General features: G+C 52.3%; 15 protein-coding genes and 1 pseudogene. 14 read left to right on the top strand and 2 right to left on the bottom strand.

Annotation, left to right across the window (positions count from 1 at the left end; translation table 11 throughout):
- The 11 genes and pseudogenes from BRO54_RS09995 to BRO54_RS09940 all read left to right on the top strand — a co-directional run bounded on the left by BRO54_RS09995 (position 1) and on the right by BRO54_RS09940 (position 10,346).
- A complete protein-coding gene (locus BRO54_RS09995) occupies positions 1 to 879 on the top strand; it encodes a carbohydrate ABC transporter permease (protein ID WP_074043850.1) in 879 nt (292 codons plus the stop codon).
- Complete coding sequence (locus BRO54_RS09990) at positions 866 to 1,696, top strand: carbohydrate ABC transporter permease (protein ID WP_074043849.1); 831 nt, start codon at positions 866 to 868, stop codon at positions 1,694 to 1,696. Before BRO54_RS09995 ends, BRO54_RS09990 begins: the two co-directional genes overlap by 14 nt.
- Positions 1,697 to 1,737: 41 nt before the next feature.
- A complete protein-coding gene (locus tag BRO54_RS09985) occupies positions 1,738 to 2,685 on the top strand; it encodes an MTP-1 family protein (protein ID WP_074043848.1) in 948 nt (315 codons plus the stop codon).
- Between the two features lie 2 nt (positions 2,686 to 2,687).
- Positions 2,688 to 3,746 (top strand): BtaManbiosPhlase, encoded by a 1,059-nt coding sequence (locus BRO54_RS09980; RefSeq protein WP_074043847.1) that lies wholly within the window; start codon positions 2,688 to 2,690, stop codon positions 3,744 to 3,746.
- A gap of 647 nt (positions 3,747 to 4,393) precedes the next feature.
- Positions 4,394 to 5,281 (top strand): UTP--glucose-1-phosphate uridylyltransferase GalU, encoded by an 888-nt coding sequence (gene galU, locus BRO54_RS09970; RefSeq protein ID WP_074043845.1) that lies wholly within the window; start codon positions 4,394 to 4,396, stop codon positions 5,279 to 5,281.
- A gap of 85 nt (positions 5,282 to 5,366) precedes the next feature.
- On the top strand, positions 5,367 to 6,680 hold the full coding sequence (locus BRO54_RS09965) for an AAA family ATPase (protein ID WP_013524765.1): 1,314 nt from the start codon (positions 5,367 to 5,369) through the stop codon (positions 6,678 to 6,680).
- Positions 6,681 to 6,682: 2 nt separating this feature from the next.
- Positions 6,683 to 7,114, top strand: a complete 432-nt coding sequence (locus tag BRO54_RS09960; RefSeq protein WP_074043844.1) for a hypothetical protein — start codon at positions 6,683 to 6,685, stop codon at positions 7,112 to 7,114.
- 21 nt (positions 7,115 to 7,135) lie between these two features.
- Positions 7,136 to 7,441: pseudogene (locus BRO54_RS09955) on the top strand (DUF488 domain-containing protein); the annotation flags it as partial.
- A gap of 75 nt (positions 7,442 to 7,516) precedes the next feature.
- The gene (locus BRO54_RS09950) at positions 7,517 to 8,002 is read left to right on the top strand and encodes a macro domain-containing protein (protein WP_074043842.1); all 486 of its coding nucleotides are present in this window, start codon (positions 7,517 to 7,519) and stop codon (positions 8,000 to 8,002) included.
- A gap of 279 nt (positions 8,003 to 8,281) precedes the next feature.
- Positions 8,282 to 9,253: an MTP-1 family protein gene (locus BRO54_RS09945; protein WP_074043868.1), complete on the top strand. Its 972-nt coding sequence runs from the start codon at positions 8,282 to 8,284 to the stop codon at positions 9,251 to 9,253.
- A 529-nt stretch (positions 9,254 to 9,782) separates the two neighbouring features.
- Entirely contained in the window at positions 9,783 to 10,346 is a 564-nt protein-coding gene (locus BRO54_RS09940; protein WP_074043841.1) for a Uma2 family endonuclease, read from the top strand.
- A gap of 300 nt (positions 10,347 to 10,646) precedes the next feature.
- On the opposite strand, the gene BRO54_RS09935 is transcribed toward BRO54_RS09940, so the two are convergent.
- Positions 10,647 to 13,421, bottom strand: coding sequence for a DEAD/DEAH box helicase (locus BRO54_RS09935; RefSeq protein ID WP_074043840.1), 2,775 nt, complete (start codon positions 13,419 to 13,421; stop codon positions 10,647 to 10,649).
- The gene (locus BRO54_RS09930; RefSeq protein ID WP_074043839.1) at positions 13,418 to 15,061 is read right to left on the bottom strand and encodes a hypothetical protein; all 1,644 of its coding nucleotides are present in this window, start codon (positions 15,059 to 15,061) and stop codon (positions 13,418 to 13,420) included. The genes BRO54_RS09935 and BRO54_RS09930 overlap by 4 nt, the downstream gene beginning before the upstream one ends.
- A gap of 216 nt (positions 15,062 to 15,277) precedes the next feature.
- On the opposite strand from BRO54_RS09930, the gene BRO54_RS09925 reads away from it, so the two are divergent.
- The 3 genes from BRO54_RS09925 to BRO54_RS09905 all read left to right on the top strand — a co-directional run.
- On the top strand, positions 15,278 to 16,594 hold the full coding sequence (locus BRO54_RS09925; protein WP_079936265.1) for an SEC-C domain-containing protein: 1,317 nt from the start codon (positions 15,278 to 15,280) through the stop codon (positions 16,592 to 16,594).
- A gap of 362 nt (positions 16,595 to 16,956) precedes the next feature.
- Complete coding sequence (locus tag BRO54_RS09920) at positions 16,957 to 19,152, top strand: YecA family protein (protein WP_033026521.1); 2,196 nt, start codon at positions 16,957 to 16,959, stop codon at positions 19,150 to 19,152.
- A gap of 525 nt (positions 19,153 to 19,677) precedes the next feature.
- Positions 19,678 to 20,045: SEC-C metal-binding domain-containing protein (locus tag BRO54_RS09905; protein ID WP_193408809.1), on the top strand; the 368-nt coding region annotated here is incomplete at its 3' end.

The raw sequence follows: 20,045 nt of genomic DNA, 5'->3' as shown, positions 1-20,045 counted from the left end.
ATGAATAAACATGCGGCAAAAGTGGGTTGGCTGCTCGCCAGCCCATACCTTATCTATTCCGCTATTTTCTTTTTGATCCCCCTGTTTTGGGCGTTATATCTCGCTTTTACGAATTGGAATTTAATTTCTCCCGAATATGAGACGGTGGGAATGCAAAACTTCCTTGACGCCTTCTTCAGCCCGAGCGTGCGGGCGGCGTTTTGGGTGACGTACAAGTTTATGTTGATGTTTGTGCCGATCGTCATCGCCGGCTCGCTGTTTTTGGCGCTGATCATTCACCATCTGCCTCGGTGGAAAGGATTGTTTGCCGTTGGATATTTTCTGCCGTATTTGGCGTCGGGGGTGGCGTCGTCGATTGTCGTCAAAGGCGTCATTTCCTACAACAGCCCATTGAATCAATTTTTGCGGGACGCGTTGGGCTGGGATATTGACTGGCTCGGCTCGCCCATCTTAGCCCCGCTCGTCATTGCGCTCATGATGGCGTGGAAGTTTGTCGGATATTATGCGCTGCTGTTTTTGTCCGGCTTGGAAAGCATCCCGAAAGAAGTGTATGAAGCGGCCGAAATCGACGGGGCGGTCGGCTGGAAGCGGGTTTGGCACGTGACGATTCCGATGCTGTACCCTTCGTTTTATACAGTGACGATTTTGGCGGTCGGTTTGATGTTTGGCATTTTCACCGAACCGTATGTGTTGACAGGCGGTGGGCCGGAGTATGCGACCCATACGTGGCAGCTCGAGATTTACAACCAGGCGTTTGAAAAATTAAATGCGGGTTACGGAACCGCGGTCGCGATTATCAATTCGATCGTCACCTTTGCGTCGATTTTCGTCTTTCGCAAGGTTTTGGAAAAATGGGGTGGCAAACATGGCTGGGAGTAAAACATGGAAGGTCGGACTGCTTTATGTTTTGGCGTTTGCCGTTTTGTTCGTCATGGTGTTTCCGTATTTGTATATGGTGTTAGGCTCTCTTGCCCCATGGAATGAGGTCGACCGAAAGCTCATCCCGTCGTCATTGACGCTTCGCTCGTATGAATGGCTGTTTCAAGGCGGCGAAGATGTCGTGCCGCGGCCGTGGCTTCGGGCGTTTTTCAACAGTTTGCTCGTCACGTCGGCGTCAACGTTGCTCATGCTTGTGACGGCGGTGATGGTTGGATATGCGTTGTCGAAAGTGAAATTTAAAGGGAGACAATGGGTCAACAACGCGATTTTGTTTCAAATGTTTTATCCATCGATCATTTTGCTTATTCCGCTGTTTCTGATCGTCCGGTATTTCGGCTGGTACAACACGTATTGGGCGATGATCTTGCCGAAGGCCGTCAACTTGTGGGCCATCTTTATGTACACGAACTTTTTCCGCAGCATTCCCGATGAATTGATCGAAGCGGCAAAGATGGATGGAGCGGGCCATTTCACCATCATTCGCCGCATTGTCTGGCCGATGTCGCGCTCGATTACGACGATCATTTTCTTGTTCCTTTTCATGGAGCGATGGGTGGAACTGCTTTGGGATATGCTTGTTGTGAATAACGAAAAGATGTTGACGTTAAACGTGTTGTTGGCGCAAATGTTTGGACCGTACGGCGGCTATCCGGGGCCGATGTACGCCGCCTCAGTGCTTCTCACGCTGCCGATTTTGATTTTGTTCCTTTTGTTTAGCAAGAATTTTAAAGAAGGCATGCAGTTCATATTAAAATAATAAAAACATCATGATAGGAAGAGGGAGCAGGGAGAGACGTTATGCAGACAAGGACGCTGACAAGGAAAACATGCCAGACATTGCTTGAGGAATTTCAGCGTGCTCCTCAGCCGCTTCGGGTGGAGAAGCTCGTGTTTGCCGGCGTTGGGGGGCGGGATGTGTACAACATTTCCGCGCCGTTTGAAGACGATGGCGAGTGGGTCATTGCCGGACGGGTGGAGGCAAGAGACAGCGAGCAATCAGAAGTATACTTTTTCGTCGAGCGTGAAGGGACATGGGTGCCGCGGGAAGGGGCGCCGGTGTTTGCTTTGCAGGATCCGTTTGTTTCGCGGGTGCACGGGCATCTCGTGTTTGGCGGCGTGGAGACGTTTCCGCATCCCGTGCTTCACGGGAAGTTGTATTGGCGGACGGTGTTTTACCGCGGAAAAACGATCAATGAATTGGCGCATTTTTTCACCGGTCCCGACGGGATGAAAGACATTCGTCTTGTTGAGCTGCGGGATGGGTCGGTTGGGGTCTTCACCCGTCCGCAAGGGGAAAAAGGCGGACGCGGAAAAATCGGCTTCACCCGCATCGGTGCGCTCGATGAGTTGACGGTGGAGGCGATTGAGAATGCCCCATTGATTGACGGTCAATTTGCCGATGAAGAATGGGGCGGCGCCAACGAAGTGCATTTGCTTGGCAATGGGCTCGTCGGCGTCCTTGGCCATATCGCTTGTTTCGATCAGGAGCGGAACCGTCATTATTATCCGATGGTGTTTGCGTTCAATCCGGATACGGGGGAAGCGTCGGACATGGAGTTGATCGCCACAAGAGCCCATTTCCTCGATGGCCCAGCGAAGCGTCCGGATTTGGCGGATGTCGTGTTTAGCGGCGGACTGATTCGCAAAGGGGACGGCACGGCCGATTTTTACGCTGGAACAAGTGACGCAGAAGCGCAAAAACTAACAATCGTTGATCCATTTACGAAATACGAAAGGCAGGGGTGACGATGCACATTTACCGCTACGAAGAAAACCCGCTCATTACGCCGGAAGATGTGCCGCCGCACCACGACGGGTTTGAAGTCATCGGGGCGTTTAACGCTGGGGTGGCGAGGTTTCAAGGGGAAGTGCTGCTGCTTCTTCGGGTGGCGGAGCGGCCGGTGTCGGATGACCCGAATATCGTGAAAGCACCGGTATGGAATCGAGAGACGGGGAAGGTCGATGTTTACGAATTTCGCAAAGACGATCCGCGCTATGATTTTTCCGATCCTCGGGTGATCAAAGAGGCGGGGGCGGAGCGGTTTTTGTATTTGACGTCGCTCTCCTATTTGCGCCTCGCCCGGAGTCAAGACGGGCGGCGGTTTACGATCGACGACCGCCCGTTCGTCTATCCATCGAATGAGCTCGAGACATTCGGTATTGAAGATCCGCGCATTACGTACATTGACGGCACGTATTACATTTATTTCAGCGCCGTCTCACCAAAAGGAGTTGGCGAGGCGATGGTGTCAACAACGGATTTCCGGACGGTGACGCACCACGGCATGATTTTCGCTCCGGAAAACAAAGATGTGCTCATTTTTCCGGAGAAGATCAACGGCAAATATTACGCTCTCCATCGCCCAGTGCCGCGAAGCAACGGCCGCCCCGAGGTGTGGATCGCTGAGTCGGAGAATCTGCTTCATTGGGGGAATCACCGCTTTTTGTTCGGTCTGCGTGAAGGAAAGTGGGACAGCGCCCGCATCGGCGGCGGGGCGGTGCCGATCAAAACGGAGCACGGCTGGCTCGAGTTGTACCACGGTGCGTCGGATGACCACCGCTATTGCATGGGGGCGGTGCTGCTCGATTTGAACGATCCGGCAAAAGTTATCGCCCGCTCGGAGCGGCCGCTTGTTGAGCCGGAAGCGGACTATGAGGTGAACGGCTTTTTCGGCCGCGTCGTGTTCTCATGCGGGGCGCTTGTTGACGGTGATATTGTGAAAATGTATTACGGCGCCGCCGATACGTCGATGGCGTGCGTCGAGCTGAAGCTGGACGAGATTTTGGATTCGCTTGTGAAAGTATGAAAGCGAAGTTGCCCGCACGTTGCGGTGTAAGAACGGAAACGCCTGGATGGCCGGGCGTTTCTTTTTTGGTTTGCCGCGAACATACGGTGCATGGGATATTTCCCTCATTTTGTGCTGATGCGGGGAAATTTGCCCACTCCCTCAAGCGGCGTCCGCGCGCTCCGAGGCTGGCTGCCTAAAAGGCCGGTGATGTAAGGGGAAATACTGCTCTCCAACAGTGTTTCTCAAATTGAAAAACCTTGCAACACCATGACTTCATTCCTTGTGATTTCTCACAAATCGAGCGAATCCGTTGTTTTTCACCAGCCTTCTAAGCCGCCAACAAAGCCATGCTTTTATCATCTCGCGCCGAGAAGACCCCCACTTCCACGCGTGAGCGGAAGTGGGCGGGGATGGCTTGGTTGACAGCCTGCCGTGGGGCGGGTGTTCCCAAGAATCTCCCATCTCGAAGCGTGAGCGCAGGTGGGAGGGCGTTCAACGTTCATTGCGTCGTTTCGTTTCTTTTCCGTTCAACAGGATTTGGTATAATAAAAACAACGCCGATTCATCGGTCAGGTCGGCAGAGCGGTTTGCGGCTGGGCAATGAAAGACACTGGCCATGACTCGAAAGAACAGATGATCATCGGATAGAGGAGGAACCATCGGAGATGAAAAAAGTGCGCAAAGCGATCATTCCGGCGGCCGGGCTTGGGACGCGGTTTTTGCCGGCGACGAAGGCAATGCCGAAGGAGATGCTTCCGATCGTTGATAAGCCGACGATTCAATATATTGTCGAAGAAGCCATCGCCTCGGGCATTGAAGACATCATCATCGTCACCGGGAAAGGGAAGCGGGCGATTGAGGATCATTTTGACTACGCGTTTGAGCTGGAACAGATGCTCAAGCAAAAAGGGAAGCTGGATCTGCTTGAGAAAGTGAAAGAGCCGTCGAAGGTTGACATCCACTACATTCGCCAAAAAGAGCCGAAAGGGCTGGGGCATGCGGTTTGGTGCGCGCGCAATTTCATTGGAGACGAGCCGTTTGCGGTGTTGTTGGGCGATGATATCGTCCAGTCGGAAAAGCCTTGTTTAAAGCAGCTCATTGAGCAGTATGAACAAACGTTCAGCTCAGTGATCGGTGTCAAGCGCGTGCCGGAGGAAGAAACGCATCGCTACGGGATCATCGACCCGCTCGAGCAGCAAGGCCGGCGCTACCAAGTGCGCCGCTTCGTGGAAAAACCAGCTCCGGGCACAGCGCCGTCGAACTTGGCGATCGTCGGCCGCTACGTGTTGACGCCGGAAATTTTCTTGTTTTTAGAGAAACAGGAAGCCGGCGCGGGCGGGGAGATTCAGCTCACCGATGCGATCGGGCGGTTGAATGAAATTCAGCGCGTGTTTGCCTATGAATTTGAAGGAAAGCGGTACGATGTCGGCGAAAAGCTCGGCTTTATCGAAACGACGATTGAGTTTGCCCTGCAAAACGAGGAGCTGCGGGATGACTTGCTTTCGTTTTTGGAGCGGGTGGTGGCAGAGGCGAAGGGATCGAAGAGCAGCTAATCAAAAATAAGTCGTTCGTGTTGAAATGCTCTTAATGACTGTTAGTCGTTTTTCAGAGGATGGAGACAAAAAAGGAGGGTAGGATGTGGCGCGCATACGGATTGAACATTTTGGTCCTGTGAAGCTGTTTGATGAGGAGATCACGGATGTTACCGTTTTGATTGGCCCCCAAGCGAGCGGAAAAAGTACGATCAGCAAATTGATTTTTTTCTTTCAATCGATTCCTGATGAATGGGTAAACTATTTGCTTTCAGTACGTCAAACGGAAGAAAACAACCCATTTTTTGAGTTCAATAAACGTCTTCGGAGAAAATTTGTTGGGTACTTTGGCACAACCAAACATATGAAACCGTTTCATATTCGTTATGAGTATGATGTTGAAAAGTTTGTCCGTCTTGATTTAAAGGACGGTTATGTACAAATCCATTTCAGCGATCCGCTAAAACGGGAGATTCAGGAAAATTTTAAACATGTTGTGCAGATGAAAAAGGAAATGCAATACGAAGAACAACAGTTGGATGATTTTTGGAATGTCTCCTCGTGGAAAGTGCGGCAGCAAAATGTGTTGGAAAAGGTCAAAGCAGCGATCGCTGAGGTATTCGGCGATTCCAAAACACCCATTTTTATCCCTGCAGGGAGGAGTTTAGTTGCCACATTGTCGGATCAGCTTCAGGATATTAACCCGCAGCAACTCGATGTGTTGACAGAACAGTTTATCGAGCGAATTAATCTGCTAAAGAAGATGTTTTCGCATTCGTTTGAGGAAATCATCGAAGATCGAAAAAAATTCTCGACAGAAAAAATTGACTTTGAGGCAATCCGACTGGCCATCAAGATGATCGAAGGCGTGATGAAAGGGAAATACATGTTCTCTGATTATGGGGAAAGGATTTTTTTTAATGAAAGAGAGTATACAAAACTGAAATTTTCATCTTCTGGACAACAGGAAGTCGTTTGGATTTTGCTGCTGATATTTACAATCATTCTGGAACGGCAGCGAGTGTTTATGGTGATTGAAGAACCCGAGGCACACTTATATCCGAACGCACAAAAAGAAATGGTTGCCTTATTTGCGTTGTTGCTAAATGTGACGAATAGTACGCTAGTGATTACGACTCATAGCCCGTACATTTTGTCTGCTTTTAATATTTATTTGTACGCTGCCAAAATCGGAAACAAACTGGATCAACGTGCGCATCCAATTGTGGACCGAAAGCTGCGCCTTTCTCCAGAGCGGGTAAAGGCCTACATGCTGGAGAGTGAAGGAGGGAGATTCCGCTATCGAAGCATTATTGATAATGAATTACAGTTCATACAGGCCGAAGCGATCGATGAAGCATCATCTGCGATCAACCGCGTACTTGATGAACTCATGGAGGCGGAGGAAGCGGGGGAGTAAACATGGCGGTTGTAGGTTGGGAAAGTTGTTTACACTATTGCGACTGTCGAAAATTAGCAGTTGTTGAGGAAAACGGGAGAGGGGTTCGTTTCGTCAATAAGAGGGAAAAGAGGGTGGCTTTATACCGTGTAGACGGTTGTTTGATTAAAGAGGGGGTAAAATGCGACTTTTTATTTTTAGTGATCGAAGGGGGGCGGGCATTTTTCATCGAACTAAAAGGGTCTGACCTTGAGGAAGCTGTACACCAGATCGCCCGAACAATCGAACAGTTAGGGAAATGGTTGCCTGGATATCGATTCGAAGGGAGAATCGTGACTACCCGTGTGAGAACGCCTGCTTTGAAATCGACTTATTTGATGAAGCTGGAAAAAATGTTGAGGAGAACGGGTGGGACATTAGTGGTAAAAGCCAAGTGGGACGAGGTAAACGTATAGGGCAGGAAAGAGGCGACCGGTATGGGTCATTACAGGCTAAAACGGATTCATACCCCAATCGGACAGGATGACGGCACCCGCATTCTCGTCGACCGCCTTTGGCCGCGCGGGGTGTCAAAGGCCGAGGCGCGCATCGACCGCTGGATGAAAGAGATTGCCCCGAGTCCAGCGCTGCGGCAATGGTTTGGCCATCGGCCAGAGCGGTTTGCCGAGTTTGCGCGGGCGTATGAGCGGGAGTTGGAAACAGAGGAAACGAAGCGGGAGCTTGTGGATGAGCTGTTGTCGCTTTCCGGAATGGTGACGCTGTTGTATGCGGCAAAAGACGAATGACATAACCATGTCGTTGTCCTTTGTGATTTTTTGCGCAAAATAGCCGAGAGGCGAAGCAAGGAGGGATGAACGATGATTTCTGCGATGGTCGGCGATTTGACGAAGGTTGAAGGGGTCGAGTACATTTGCAATGCCGCCAACGGCATTGGACCGATGGGCGGCGGGGTGGCAGCGGCGATCCGTCGGGCAGGCGGGCGCGTGATTGAAGAGGAAGCGATCCGCGTCTGTCAAGCGCAAGATCCACAGCCGGGCGATTTGTACGTGACAGGGGCAGGCTCGCTGCCGTTTCGGGGTGTGATTCATCTTGTGACGATGAAGCAGCCAGCAGGGGCGACGTCGTATGAGATCGTCCGGTCGTGTCTTGAGCGGCTTGTCGCGCACTGTCGGGAACACGGGATCAAGAAGGTGGCGCTGCCGGCGTTGGGGACCGGAGTCGGCCGGCTTGACAAAGCGAGAGTGGCTAGGTTATTTCGCGAGGTGCTCGCGCCGGTTGAGGATGTGGAATTTGTGGTCGTTGATATCGACGAGTCATTTATCCGAATGGTTGATTCATATTAAATAAAAATAAGAAAAAAAGGGCCTTGACAGACGCTTGGCCTTTCTTTTTTTGGCAAAGAATAACGTGTTTCACAATCCCTCATATCATATTATAATATAACATACAAACCAGTTTCATTGACTTCCTTGCCTAGCCTAGGAGGTGGCGCAGCCATCCATGTCCGATTGATTGGACTGGCATGAAAGGAAGTTGGAGATCGTTTCCTGTTCGAACCTGTTCAGGGAAAATGGCCAAAAGCGATGCATACGGCGTTTTTGGCAACGCCTGGAGGGATGATCATGTTATTCCAATTGCCAACATTAAAGACATGTCAAGTATTAGTCGATGAATTCCGCCTGGCCCCACAGCCGTTTGAGCCGGAAAAACTCCGCTTTGCGGGTGTCGGGGATCGAGACGTTTATAATATTTCCGCACCGTTTTTGGATGAAGGAGAATGGGTGATCGCTGGGCGCGTCGAGTCGCGCGACAGCGAGCAGTCGGAAGTGTACTTTTTCATCGAGCGCGACGGCGTTTGGATTCCTCGTGAAGGGGCGCCAGTGTTCGCCTTGCAAGACCCGTTCGTGTCGCGCATTCACGGTCAGCTTGTGTTTGGCGGCGTGGAGACGTTTCCGCATCCGGTGTTTGTTGGCGAGCATAGCTGGCGGACGGTCTTTTACCGCGGACCGAACATTCGCCGCTTGGAAAAGTTCGCCGAAGGGCCGGATGGGATGAAAGACATTCGCCTCGTCGAGTTGAAAGATGGCTCGATCGGCGTGTTTACCCGACCACAAGGGGAAAAAGGCGGCCGCGGGAAAATCGGTTTCACCCGCATTTTCTCGCTCGATGAGTTGACGCCGGACGTGATCGAGGCAGCGCCGATTTTGGATGCCCAATTTACGGATGAAGAATGGGGCGGCGTGAATGAGGCGCATTTGCTTTCAAACGGGCTTGTTGGGGCGCTCGGCCATATCGCTTGCTTTGATGAGCAAGGCAACCGCCATTACTACCCGATGGTGTTCGTGTTGAATCCCGAGACGATGGAGCGTTCGGAGCTGGAATTGCTTGCGCTTCGCTCCCACTTTTTAGACGGGCCGGCGAAACGGCCGGATTTGGCGAACGTCGTTTTCAGCGGCGGACTCATCCGCAAAGGCGACGGCACCGCCGAGCTGTACGCGGGCGTTGGCGATGCCGAAGCGCAAAAAATTTCGCTCATCGACCCGTTTGCGAAATACGAAGCGCAAGAGCTCGATCGGATGTATGCTTCCGTTTAGCGAAAGGATCGGTGCGACAGACCTTCTCTTGATGAGGAAGGTTGGCGGCCGGTCCTTTTTCACATTTGGCCGGCCATGTTTCTTGCCTTGTGCGAAGGGCTTCGGTTTGACATAAACGTGACTTGTTCGCAGGATAGACAAGAATAGCCGCCGGCAATTGGAGTCACGTTGCTCTCCTAGAAGGCGGGTGATGTAACAGGAACGCGGCTCAACAAAACGATTTCTCAAATTGAGAAACCTCATAAATGCTGTTTTCTCTTCACTCGGAGACCATCAATTTGGCGAAAATAGTTGTTTTTCACCAACCTTCTAGGAGGCTGGTGATTTAGTACAAAATGCTGCTAGTTCCAGATATTTCCGAATTAGAAAAACCTTGCGAAATCAGCCTTCTTTTTTGGCGAAATGCCGCTGATTTGCTCGTGACAGCCGTTTTTCACCAGCCCTCTAGGGAAGACCATTTTCCTTCTCCCATTGCCCCTTCCGAAGCCATCCGGTATACTGAGAAAAAAGGAATGGGGAGGGGCCTTCGTTGTCTTTGCCGCTTGCTTCTGGTGTGTCGTATGAGCGCTATTGGGTCCTGCGCGAACAAAGCGATGATCGTTTAGAGTATATTGATGGGGCCGTGTATATGACCCCGTCCCCAAGCGTTCGGCATCAGCTCATCTCGAGTCGACTTCATTTTCAGTTCAGTTTGTTTTTTCGAGGAAAGCCGTACTATGTGTTGGCGGCGCCGCTTGATGTGGAGCTGATCGACGAGCAAACAAAGGAACGAAATGTGGTGGTTCCCGATTTGACGGTCATTGGCGGCGAAAAAGGGTTGGATGGAACGAAGTACATTGGGGTTCCGCCGCTGATCGTCGAGATTTTAAGTCCTTCGAACCAGGCGCATGATCTTGTCACAAAGTTCAATTTGTACATGGCGTGCGGCGTCCATGAATATTGGATTGTCAATCCGATGAAGCAGGCTGTGACGGTGTATGTGCTTAATGAGGAACGGCTATATGAGCAGGCGGATGTTCAAGTGAAAACGGGAACGGTTCGCTCCGTGTATTTTTCGGGGCTCGAAATCGACATGGCCGAATTGTTTCGTTGACAAGATGCCGAGAGGACTGCTTGAAAGCGAACAGCGTGGGATTCTTCCCACGCTGTTTCCGTGAAAATGCACGCGTCTTGATGGGTCATTTTCATGCCTGGGTGAAGGGCAAAGGTTGCCCATGGATCTTTTCTGTGTCCAACGGGATCGGGGCGACGTTCATCGCCCGCGTGATGTCCCTTTACGGTTGCTTTTGCCGCTTTTCCCGCTCTTTCAGCTTTTCTTCCATTCGCTTCAGCAATTTCTCCCATGGGTTTTCCGCCGTTTTTTTCTTGCGCTTCGGTTTTTCTCCCGCCATGCTCAAGCGCCTCCTTTCGCGGCGGCCGATAAGGCGAGCAAGTCTCGCAGTTCGTCATCGGACAGTTCGGTGATCCACGCCTCGCCTTCGGTGATGATGTCGGCGAGCGCTTGTTTTTGTTCGAGCATCTCGTCGATTTTTTCTTCGATTGTCCCGATGGTGATCAATTTATGGACGTGGACGAATTTCGTCTGTCCGATGCGGTAGGCGCGGTCGGTCGCTTGGTTTTCCACAGCCGGGTTCCACCAGCGGTCGAAATGGATGACGTGGTTGGCGGCTGTTAAGTTGAGCCCAGTTCCGCCCGCTTTGAGCGACAAAAGGAAAATCGGCGCTTTTTTCGCTTGGAACTCATCCACCATCCGGTCGCGCGTTTGTTTTGGGACGCCTCCGTGCAAAAACAACACCCGCTCATCAAACAAGTCGGAAAGCAGCTCTTGGATCATCTCGCCCATTCGCACGTATTGCGTGAAGATGAGGCACGATTCGTCGTTGGCGCGAATTTGCTCGATCAGTTCGATGAGCTTTTCGAGCTTGTGCGACCGTTCGACGAGCTGGCGGGGGCGGCGTTCTTTCAAATACAGCGCCGGATGGTCGCAAATTTGCTTAACACCGTTTAGCATTTGCAAAATCAAGCCGCGCCGCGCAAACGGACTGGCTTCCTTGGCCCGTTCGAGTGTGTCGTTGACGAGTTGCTCGTACAAGGCAGCCTGTTCGGCTGTGAGCGGGCAATATTCTTTTTGTTCAAGCTTATCCGGCAAGTTGAGCGCAACCGCTTCATCCGTTTTCGTCCGCCGCAAGAGAAATGGGCGGATGAGCGTCTGCAGCGCCGCTTTTTTGCGGGCATCGCCTTCTTTTTCGATCGGTCCGGCAAATCGGCGTTCAAACTCGGCCGCACTGCCGAGGTAGCCCGGGTTGAGGAAGTGGAAGATGCTCCAAAGTTCGCCGAGACGGTTTTCAACCGGCGTGCCGGATAAGGCGATTTTATGTTTTCCGCTCAAGCGGCGGATGGCGCGCGCTTGTTTTGTTTGTGCATTTTTGATGTTTTGCGCTTCATCAAGGCAAATCGCATGCCAATGAATCTGTTTTAAATCGTCTTGGTCCAAATGAGCAAGGTTGTAAGACGTAATGACGAGATCGGCCTCGCCTGCCGTTTGCACGAACGCATCGTTTTTCGCCCGGTTCGGTCCATGGTGCACGTAGACGCGCAAGTCTGGGGTGAAGCGGGCGCATTCCTTTTGCCAGTTGCCGATCACGCTGGTCGGGCAGATGAGCAAGGCCGGCGTGTCCGGCCGTTCCATTTCTTTTACATAGGTCAAATAGGCGAGCAGTTGCACCGTTTTGCCAAGCCCCATGTCATCGGCCAAGCAGGCGCCAAAGCCAAATCGACGCAAAAAGACGAGCCAGTCGACGCCGCGCTGCTGATACGGGCGGAGCGTGCCGCGAAACGACGGCGGCACATTCGCTTTCGGCAATCCATCCAGTTGTTGGAGCTGGCGGATGAACGCCCGGAATTGATCATGGACATCGATGTGGATCGGGATCGATTCGTCCGCTGCCTCTTCGTGCTCCTCTGCTTCTGAAAGCAGCGTTTGCGCCACGATGTCGTGGATTGGTACGCCTTCTTTTTTCGCCTTTTCCATGAGCGCCTGCGCGCGGCGGACAAGGGCGGGATCGAGAATGAGCCATTGGCCGCGCAGGCGGATGAGGCGCCGCTTTTGTTCCGCCAAAGCGGCAAACTCCTCTTCCGTCAGCTCAATCCCGTTGGTCGCGACGCGCCAATCGAAATCAGCGAGGCGCTCAAGGCCGAATAATGATTCCGCGTTGACGGAAGGCGACAGTTTCGCTTTGATCGACAGCTGTGCCTGGCGGATGTCGTGCCACCAGTCGGGAAGCAAGAGGCGCACACCCGCTTCCGTCAGCTTTAAGCTGTCTTCGGACAAAAAGCGCCACGCTTGTTCGTCAGACAGTTCATGAAGCAACGACTCGCTCCCATTGCCAAGCCACGGCACGATCGTGCAAATGCGGCGAAGGGCGCGCTGGATCGATGGTTCATACGGGCGCCAGGCGCGCGGAATGTCGCTCGCAGGTGTGATGACGCTGTCGTCGATGGCGATTAACACCGCTTCAAGCGTCCATACGTCGCCTTCCTCGGGCGGCTCGACGAGGCGAAGCCCGACCGTAAACGGCGGCCGGTCGCCGAGCCAGCCGATTTGTTCGAGCCAATCGTCTTCCGTTCCGGTCCATTGGCCGCTGGGAGAGGCGATCAATGAATAAGCGCGAACGATTTCGCCCCAAATGCCGCGAAGCTCCGGATCGCGGGAGAGCCAGTCGGCAATCGCCAGCGACCGCCATGTGGCGACGAACGGATCGGGATCGTCATCCGCGCCGCGCCAGCGGGTGCGTTTCGCTTCGCTCCATGCGCCGCCTGTGTTTTTCCATAAGGAAGCATCTGGAAGGAAGCGGCGTTCGCGCAAACCGTTCCAAATGTGTTTCGCCCACTCTTCCAATCGGGCGGTGAACTCGTCTGCCCATTCAATGGCGGAAAAGCGCGAGTGCGGACGCAACGCGAACAGGGTGAGCGCTTGCCACGGCGACAGCCGCACGATCCCGTTTTCACCGTCATGGTCGATATCGAGCAAGGTGCCGTAAAACGTCTCTTCGTGCCAAGCGAACAAAGTCGACGCCCATGACGAGACAGGCGTGGAGCTTGAGAGTTCGAAGCATTGATCTTCTTCGTCCCACTTGCACGAAAGCCGAATCGTCTGCAACACGTTCATGAGAGCAATTTTCCTTTCTTCAATTCTTCATGAAACGCGCGCATGCGCGCCGTTTTGGCGAGCAGTTGTTCGAGATAGGCTTCCCATTGGTCGATCCGCTTCATCGAACGGTAGTGGGTCCGCAGCATTTTCAAATGGCGGACCGCCCTTTGGTAGCTCGCCCTGTTTTTTTCTTCCAGCCGCCTCATCACGGCCCGGTGATATAACGGCATCACGAGTTCTGGATTGCGCGCTTGCAATGTTTTAAGCAGCTGTGGATGCAATTCATCGGCGGTGATGTTCGCCCATAAAAACAGGTCAACGACTTCTCGGTAGCGCCCTTGCCGATACAAAAAGTTGGTATAATAGTTGACGCTGTATGGAAGACTGCGCTGCAAAAAATCTTCCCATGCGTCCGAGCGGTTTCGTTGGCGGGCGTACATTTCAAACCAGTGCGCCGTTTCGTCCAAAAAACTGCTTCGGATGGGAGCGGGTATATGCGAAAGATAAAGCGGCCAATCGTCTTTTGCTTTTTCCCAAACGGCTTCAAACCGTTTCAAGAGGCCGTTTTGAATGAATCGCTCGATCCATTCCACCAAAAACAAGCCTGCCTGATCGGGGAACGCGCGGTAAAGCGCCATCGCTTCGTCGTCTTCGCCAAGCAAAAAGGAAAGATGAGCCGCCGCCATAGCGGCGCGGATGTCGTCTCGGGCTTTGGCGAGCCGAAGGAGTTCGGCCCGTTCCTCTTGCCGCCATGTTGGCTTGGTGAACAGCGATTCCCACGCGGTTGTGTAAAAGTCATAGCCGAATGATGACAGCGCACCGTCCAAAAACAATACATCACGAACATACGGAATCGTCTGTTCAATCAACGCGTTGAGCGACCGCGGCAGCGATTGATCAGACAATTTTTCCAAGGCGTCAAAGGCGCGGTCGGCGACATAGTTGACGTCCTGCTGCCAGGAAAAGTGCCCGTAAGAGGCGAATACGACGTCATTCCACCCTTGCGCCTCTCCGTACTGCCGAAGCTTTTCCAACAAAAAGAGGGCGGCATGAAGCTCCCGCAGCGGACGGGCGCCGGCTTGCTTTCCTTCGTTTTTGCCAAGTTTCGGGAGCAGCTGGAAGGCTAAACGGTACGGCCAGTTTTGGCCATTTTGATGGCGGGAGAAAAAGTCTTCATACTGTTTCTCGAACTGGCCCCGCCAATCTTCAACCGTTTCATTGGCTGTGATCGAAAGGCCCGCCGTTTTCCCCGCACGTTTTGGAGCAGGCGTTTTTGGTTCATGGACAGCGGATTCTTTCCGCAACGCGCCGATTTGCCCTTTTTTCCAAAGACGGAACAGCTCCCCAACGTCGAACACGTTGCCGTATACATAAAAGAACAGCGCCAAAACGTGTGGACACAGCCCTTCCGTCCCGCACGGGCAGCGATGGCGGCGGGTGACGTTGGACAAATCAACCATGACGTCATGAGGAGTTTTGTCGGACACGACCCCTTCCACTTCATGGCTGTTGATGACCATCACGTTATAGACCAACCCGTTTCTTGACAAGTCGCGCCCTTTTTGAATGAGATTGTGGAAAATGGGAAACGGCAATTCTTTCAGCAATTCCCCAGCCGCCTGTTGCAAAAGCGGCTTGGAAACGGTAGTTTGCAACATGTCGGTCCGTCCTTTCCGTTCCATTCCTTATCATCTAATTATAGCATGTTACAGCGTGTCGAAAAAAGAGGGGCAATGTGACAAAACGCGTCTGTTCTCGAGCCGGCATGAAAGGACATTGCGAGCTTTTGAACGTGTACGCGTTTTGATAGAAAGAAAGCTGGTGATGGTTGAACGTCTATCGATGATGGTATAATAGGAATAGGAAAAGTCCAAATGGAAAAGAAAGCAGGTGCATCGAATATGGCGGAAACGCCGCGGAACGCGTTATGCCCGTGCGGAAGCGGGAAAAAGTACAAGCATTGTTGCGGAAAAAAAGAGGCGGTTTCGATTTCGTCATTGATTGACCGCGAGTTGATCGAATGCATGAATGATATGCGTCAGTTTGTTTTGCAACGGTATGAGAGGGAGGCGGAGGAGCTTTTAGACCAGTTCCCGCTTGATGAGATGCCGGAGGAACTCGAGCTTGGCGTGCAGATCATGGCGGTGAACTGGATGTTGTTTTGTTGGCCGCTTGATGAAACAGGACAAACGATCTTTTCCGCTTACCGGAAAAGCCGTCATTGGGAGCGGTGGCGCTCGTCCGTTCAAGCGCACATCGAGAGGTGGGAAGGAGCCGTTCCGTCGCTTGGCGAGTTCATCGGCTATGATGACGAAAATCGCCCCGTTGTCCGGGATTTGTTGACGGGAGAGGAAAAGATCGTTCATTTATTGGCTTCCGATCAATGGCCGAGCGTGATCGAAAAAGGAGATGTGGTGTTCGGCTTCCTTGTGCCGTACCAAGACGTGTTCACGTGTTTCACAGCGGTGTTTCCGCTCCCGGCGTCAGGGAAAGATCGATTGCTTCGGGCGATTCAACAAGAAGGGGAGTGGAGCGGTCAGCCATCGGCTTTATGGATGCGCGATCGGTTCGTCGCTGTGCTTTCCGATGTGCTCTTGGAGTGGCTTTGGCAGTTCGCCAAACAGTTCAAATGGGATGATCCGAAACAAGCGGCCGTCATTCGCGAGCTCGATGAAAACGAGCCGGAGGCGCCAGCGGCGCTGCTCAATCAAGCGTTCGCCATATGGGCGATCTATTGCGGAAAAACATCCCGCCTCCCTTATTCGGTTCCCGTCTACGCGGCGGCGCTCCGCTATGTGGCTGGGCATTTGATGAAGGCGGAAGGATCGGAGGTGGAAGACATCGCCGATCGGTATGACGTGATGCCAGAAGATGTGCGATCGGCGGCGTTGGATTTTTTCCTGATGGCTGTTGATGATGAAGACGACGAGGAATGGCTCGATGACTGGGAGGAAGACTGGTTCGAAGAGGAAGGGGATGAGCTTGATGCGCGCATCAATGAATGGATCGATGACATCGATCTGATGTTGATGCGTGAAGGATGGGACGAGAAGCGAGTCAACCGTCATATTGACCGCGCCATCCGTTCGTGGAGGAATGAAGGCCTGCTTGAGGAAGTGAATGAAAAAGAATTGCGTAAAGAACTCCGCGATGTAGCGTGGGAGATCTTCACCGATCGGGGGTTCATCTAAAAGCTGGCGGAAAAACGGCAACATCTTCCTTGGCCGATCTCAGTACGTCACGCGATTCATCTAGAAGCTGGCAGAAAAACGGGCGCTGCGCGCAAGTCAGCGGCATTTCGTCAGAAAGGAAAGCCGGTTCCACAAGGGCTCTGTCATTCAAACATCATTGGGCTCAACCCAAGCCCTCTATAAGCAAAAACAGGGAATGGGATGCGCTCCATTGGTGAAACTCCGAAAAAGGCGGCGGAGAACGATCGTTTTGGCCGAATCCATGAAGGCTTGGGAAAAAACGGCTTTGTGCGCGATTCCGCCAGTTTTTTAACATCTTGGTCGACGTTTTGAAAAGGAAAGATTAGAAGGGAGGATCTTGCATGGCAATCGGCCGGAATGACCCGTGCCCGTGCGGAAGCGGGAAAAAGTATAAGAAGTGTTGCATGAACAAACAGCAGGAGCATGAAATCAAGCGGGTGCGGCAGCGCCGCTTTTTTGACCAAAAATATGAGCTGTCGCAAATGGTGCAGCGGTTTTTGGATGAAGCGCTGTCTTATGATGAACGCGAAGCGGTCAACCGTATATTTCGCCAAATGATCGAACAAAAGGATCATCGTGAAGAGTTGAAGGTGTTTGAGACGCTTTGGCGTTTTTTCCTCCATCGTTATCCGAATGGATTGCGCGGCGTTGAATGGTTTCAACAGGAAAAAGGGCGCCGTCTGTCTCCGGAGCTCAAAGAAATGTTGGACCGCTGGGTTCGGCTTGTGCCGCGCCTTGTGCAATTTGTCGATTTGCATGATGAAGGAGGAGTGGCGGTCGACCGGCTGACGGGTGAGAAACTTCTCATGCCGTATTGCGAGACATTGAAGGTTGTGCGCCCATGGGGCGGCATGTTTGCCTTTTTGGAGCCATTTGACGGCGGCTATTATGTTTGCGGTGTATCATCGATTGTTGATCCGAAGGGCGTGGAACGGGCGGAAGAGAACATTCGCGCCTTGTTGACGCAAACCGATTGGCCGTATGACAAGGTAGCCGTTGAACATTTTCTCGATATCGTCGATGCAGGCTATCCTCCGAGAGCGGACGATGTGCAAGAGGAGCGAACGCGGTGGACGTATGAATACGAATGTAAGGAAGCCGCTGAGGCAATGAGGAAGCTCGCTTCGATCGGACGGGCTCAGATTGATCATGACGATGGGGAGAAAGTGGAAGGTTCATGGTGCACCAATGTGTACCATTATGTCGGAGTGATTTCCCCCAAGCCGATTCATGTGTTTGAATTAGGCGGGTCATTATCCGCTCATCGGTCGCGTCTAGTGTTGTCTACCGAGGAGGAAGGGACGGCCGAACAGCTCGTGTCGCTGCTGCAGGCGTTTGGGTATTCCCCAAAAGAACGAAAACGGCGGACAGAAGCCATTTTGCGCCGCAAAGGGATAGAAAACGTTTCGTTTCATATTGATTCAGATCCAGACTCTCCCCCTTGGATGGGGACGCTGGCCGGATTGGATGTTCAAATGGAAAAAGCCCTTCACACTCCGCTTGAGAAATGGAATGGAAAAACCCCTCACGAAATGGCGCGCGAGGGGCGTGTGCAGGAAGTGGATGAGTGGCTGAAAGAGTATGAATTCCATTTGTTTAACATGCAAGAACGGGCAAATTTGCCGGTGCTCATCGGAGTGAATCACATTCGCTCCCGTTATGGATTGCCCCCATCTCCGTTTGGCACATCACATCGTCTTTCGGACTTATGGAAAATGAAGTGGATTGGTCCGGAAAGAACCGAGACATTGTTGATCCGCACGGAATGGGACGGGATGTTTTTCACCGATGACGTATTGGCGTTTTATAACGAAGTGGTCGTGAGCGGAGAAAAAGAAGTCAAAGAGGCGTGTTTGGTCGTTGTTTTGCTCATGTGTGAATATATGGCCGGGCGGCTGTTTTCATCGTGGGAGGACGTAGGAGAAGAAGACTGGAAGCAATGCATCGTCGAGCAAATCCCTGCAAGATGGAGTTCGCTTCCATGGGAAGCGGTGAGCCAAGCGCTCGATATGCTGCTTGAGTTGGCCGATTGGCTGGACCGCCGTTATAGAACGAAGCATCGAACCGTCGTTTGCACCGTGTTGGAAGATGTTAGAAGCGAATTGGAACATTGCTTCGCTTTGCTGGATGAATGGGGGGGCGAGAGAGGAAAGGCGAATGAGGAACTGATGGCTTGGCAGCTTGCTCATTTGTTTGGCTTGCCTATTCCCCTTTCTGTCGATTTCTCCTTTTTCCGCGTCAAGCGTGTGGAACGGGGGAAGGCGGTGCTTGATTGGCTTGTCCATAACCGAACGGTGACATGGGACGTTCCGGAGCGAGCAGAGCCGCATCTTTTGCAGGGGATGTATATCGTCGCCGTGGTGGATCGCAACGGCAAGATGAGCGATCTTGCCCGCGTGTACCCGCCCTCTTTCTCTCCGTACTTGGAGCCGTGGCTTCAGGCGCTGAAAGAGTGGCCGGACAAGGTGGAGAAAGAACGGGCTGCGCTTCAAGAGCGCATGCTTGCCTCGTTGTCCCGTTTGATTCGCCGTCCGTAGGCGTCCCGACGAATGACGGGGCGCTTTTTTCTCTCGGCTCGGCCTCTATGATTCTCCATTATGCAGGCAAGACCAATGGTAAGAGCCAGTCATATTCTTAGGATTTTGGTCCATCACCACAACGTGTGCTTGATAAGCAGGGTTTTTCTCGTTTTACCCAGAAACGGATGAGGACGCGAACGATCCAAGAATCCCACGCCTTTAGGAGTGCGGAGTGTCAACCGGCATGAAAATCATGGATTGGCTGATTTCTCCTTGGAGAAGGAACGATGACATGTTTTGAAATAGTCAAGGGCACCTTTTGGTGAAGAACCAGGATTTTGGTTAGGCATAAAAAATGGAATGCGAATCGATGTTCTCGACATGAGCGGCGGAAGTCCCAAAGTGCTTGCGATATGTATTGCTGAAAGCAGTTCCATCACACGTTGATCGTTAATGTCTCCCCAAAGTGTTTGGCTGGCCCGAGCGTTAGCGTAGATGGGGAGAACGTTCAATGACTATGATACAAAGAAAGTAGGTAGCTATATGGCGAAGGCATCGCGAAACAATCTTTGTCCATGCGGCAGTGGGAAAACGTACAAGCATTGTTGTGGGAAGAAAGAAGCAGTACCGATAGAGTCTCTAATTGACCGTGAAGTGGCCAAATGTATGGAAGATGTGTTTTCGTTTGCGTTAGAGCGATATGAGGAAGAGCTTGCATTCATGATGTCTGGTTCTCCATTTCAAGGGCTTCCTAACGAGCTGGAGACCAGCGCCAATTTATTGCTGACGAACTGGGCGATTTTTCACAGACACGTTGATGACAAAGGGATGACAATTTTTTCAGCCTATATGAGAAGCCGGCGCCGCACGCGGTGGCGTCCAGCAGTGCAAACTCATTTGAAGCGATGGGA

Origin of the sequence: Geobacillus proteiniphilus (assembly GCF_001908025.1) — a bacterium.
Taxonomy (GTDB): Bacteria; Bacillota; Bacilli; order Bacillales; family Anoxybacillaceae; genus Geobacillus; species Geobacillus proteiniphilus.
Note: the sequence above shows the minus strand (reverse complement) of the source record. Positions and strands in the feature narration are given on the sequence as shown.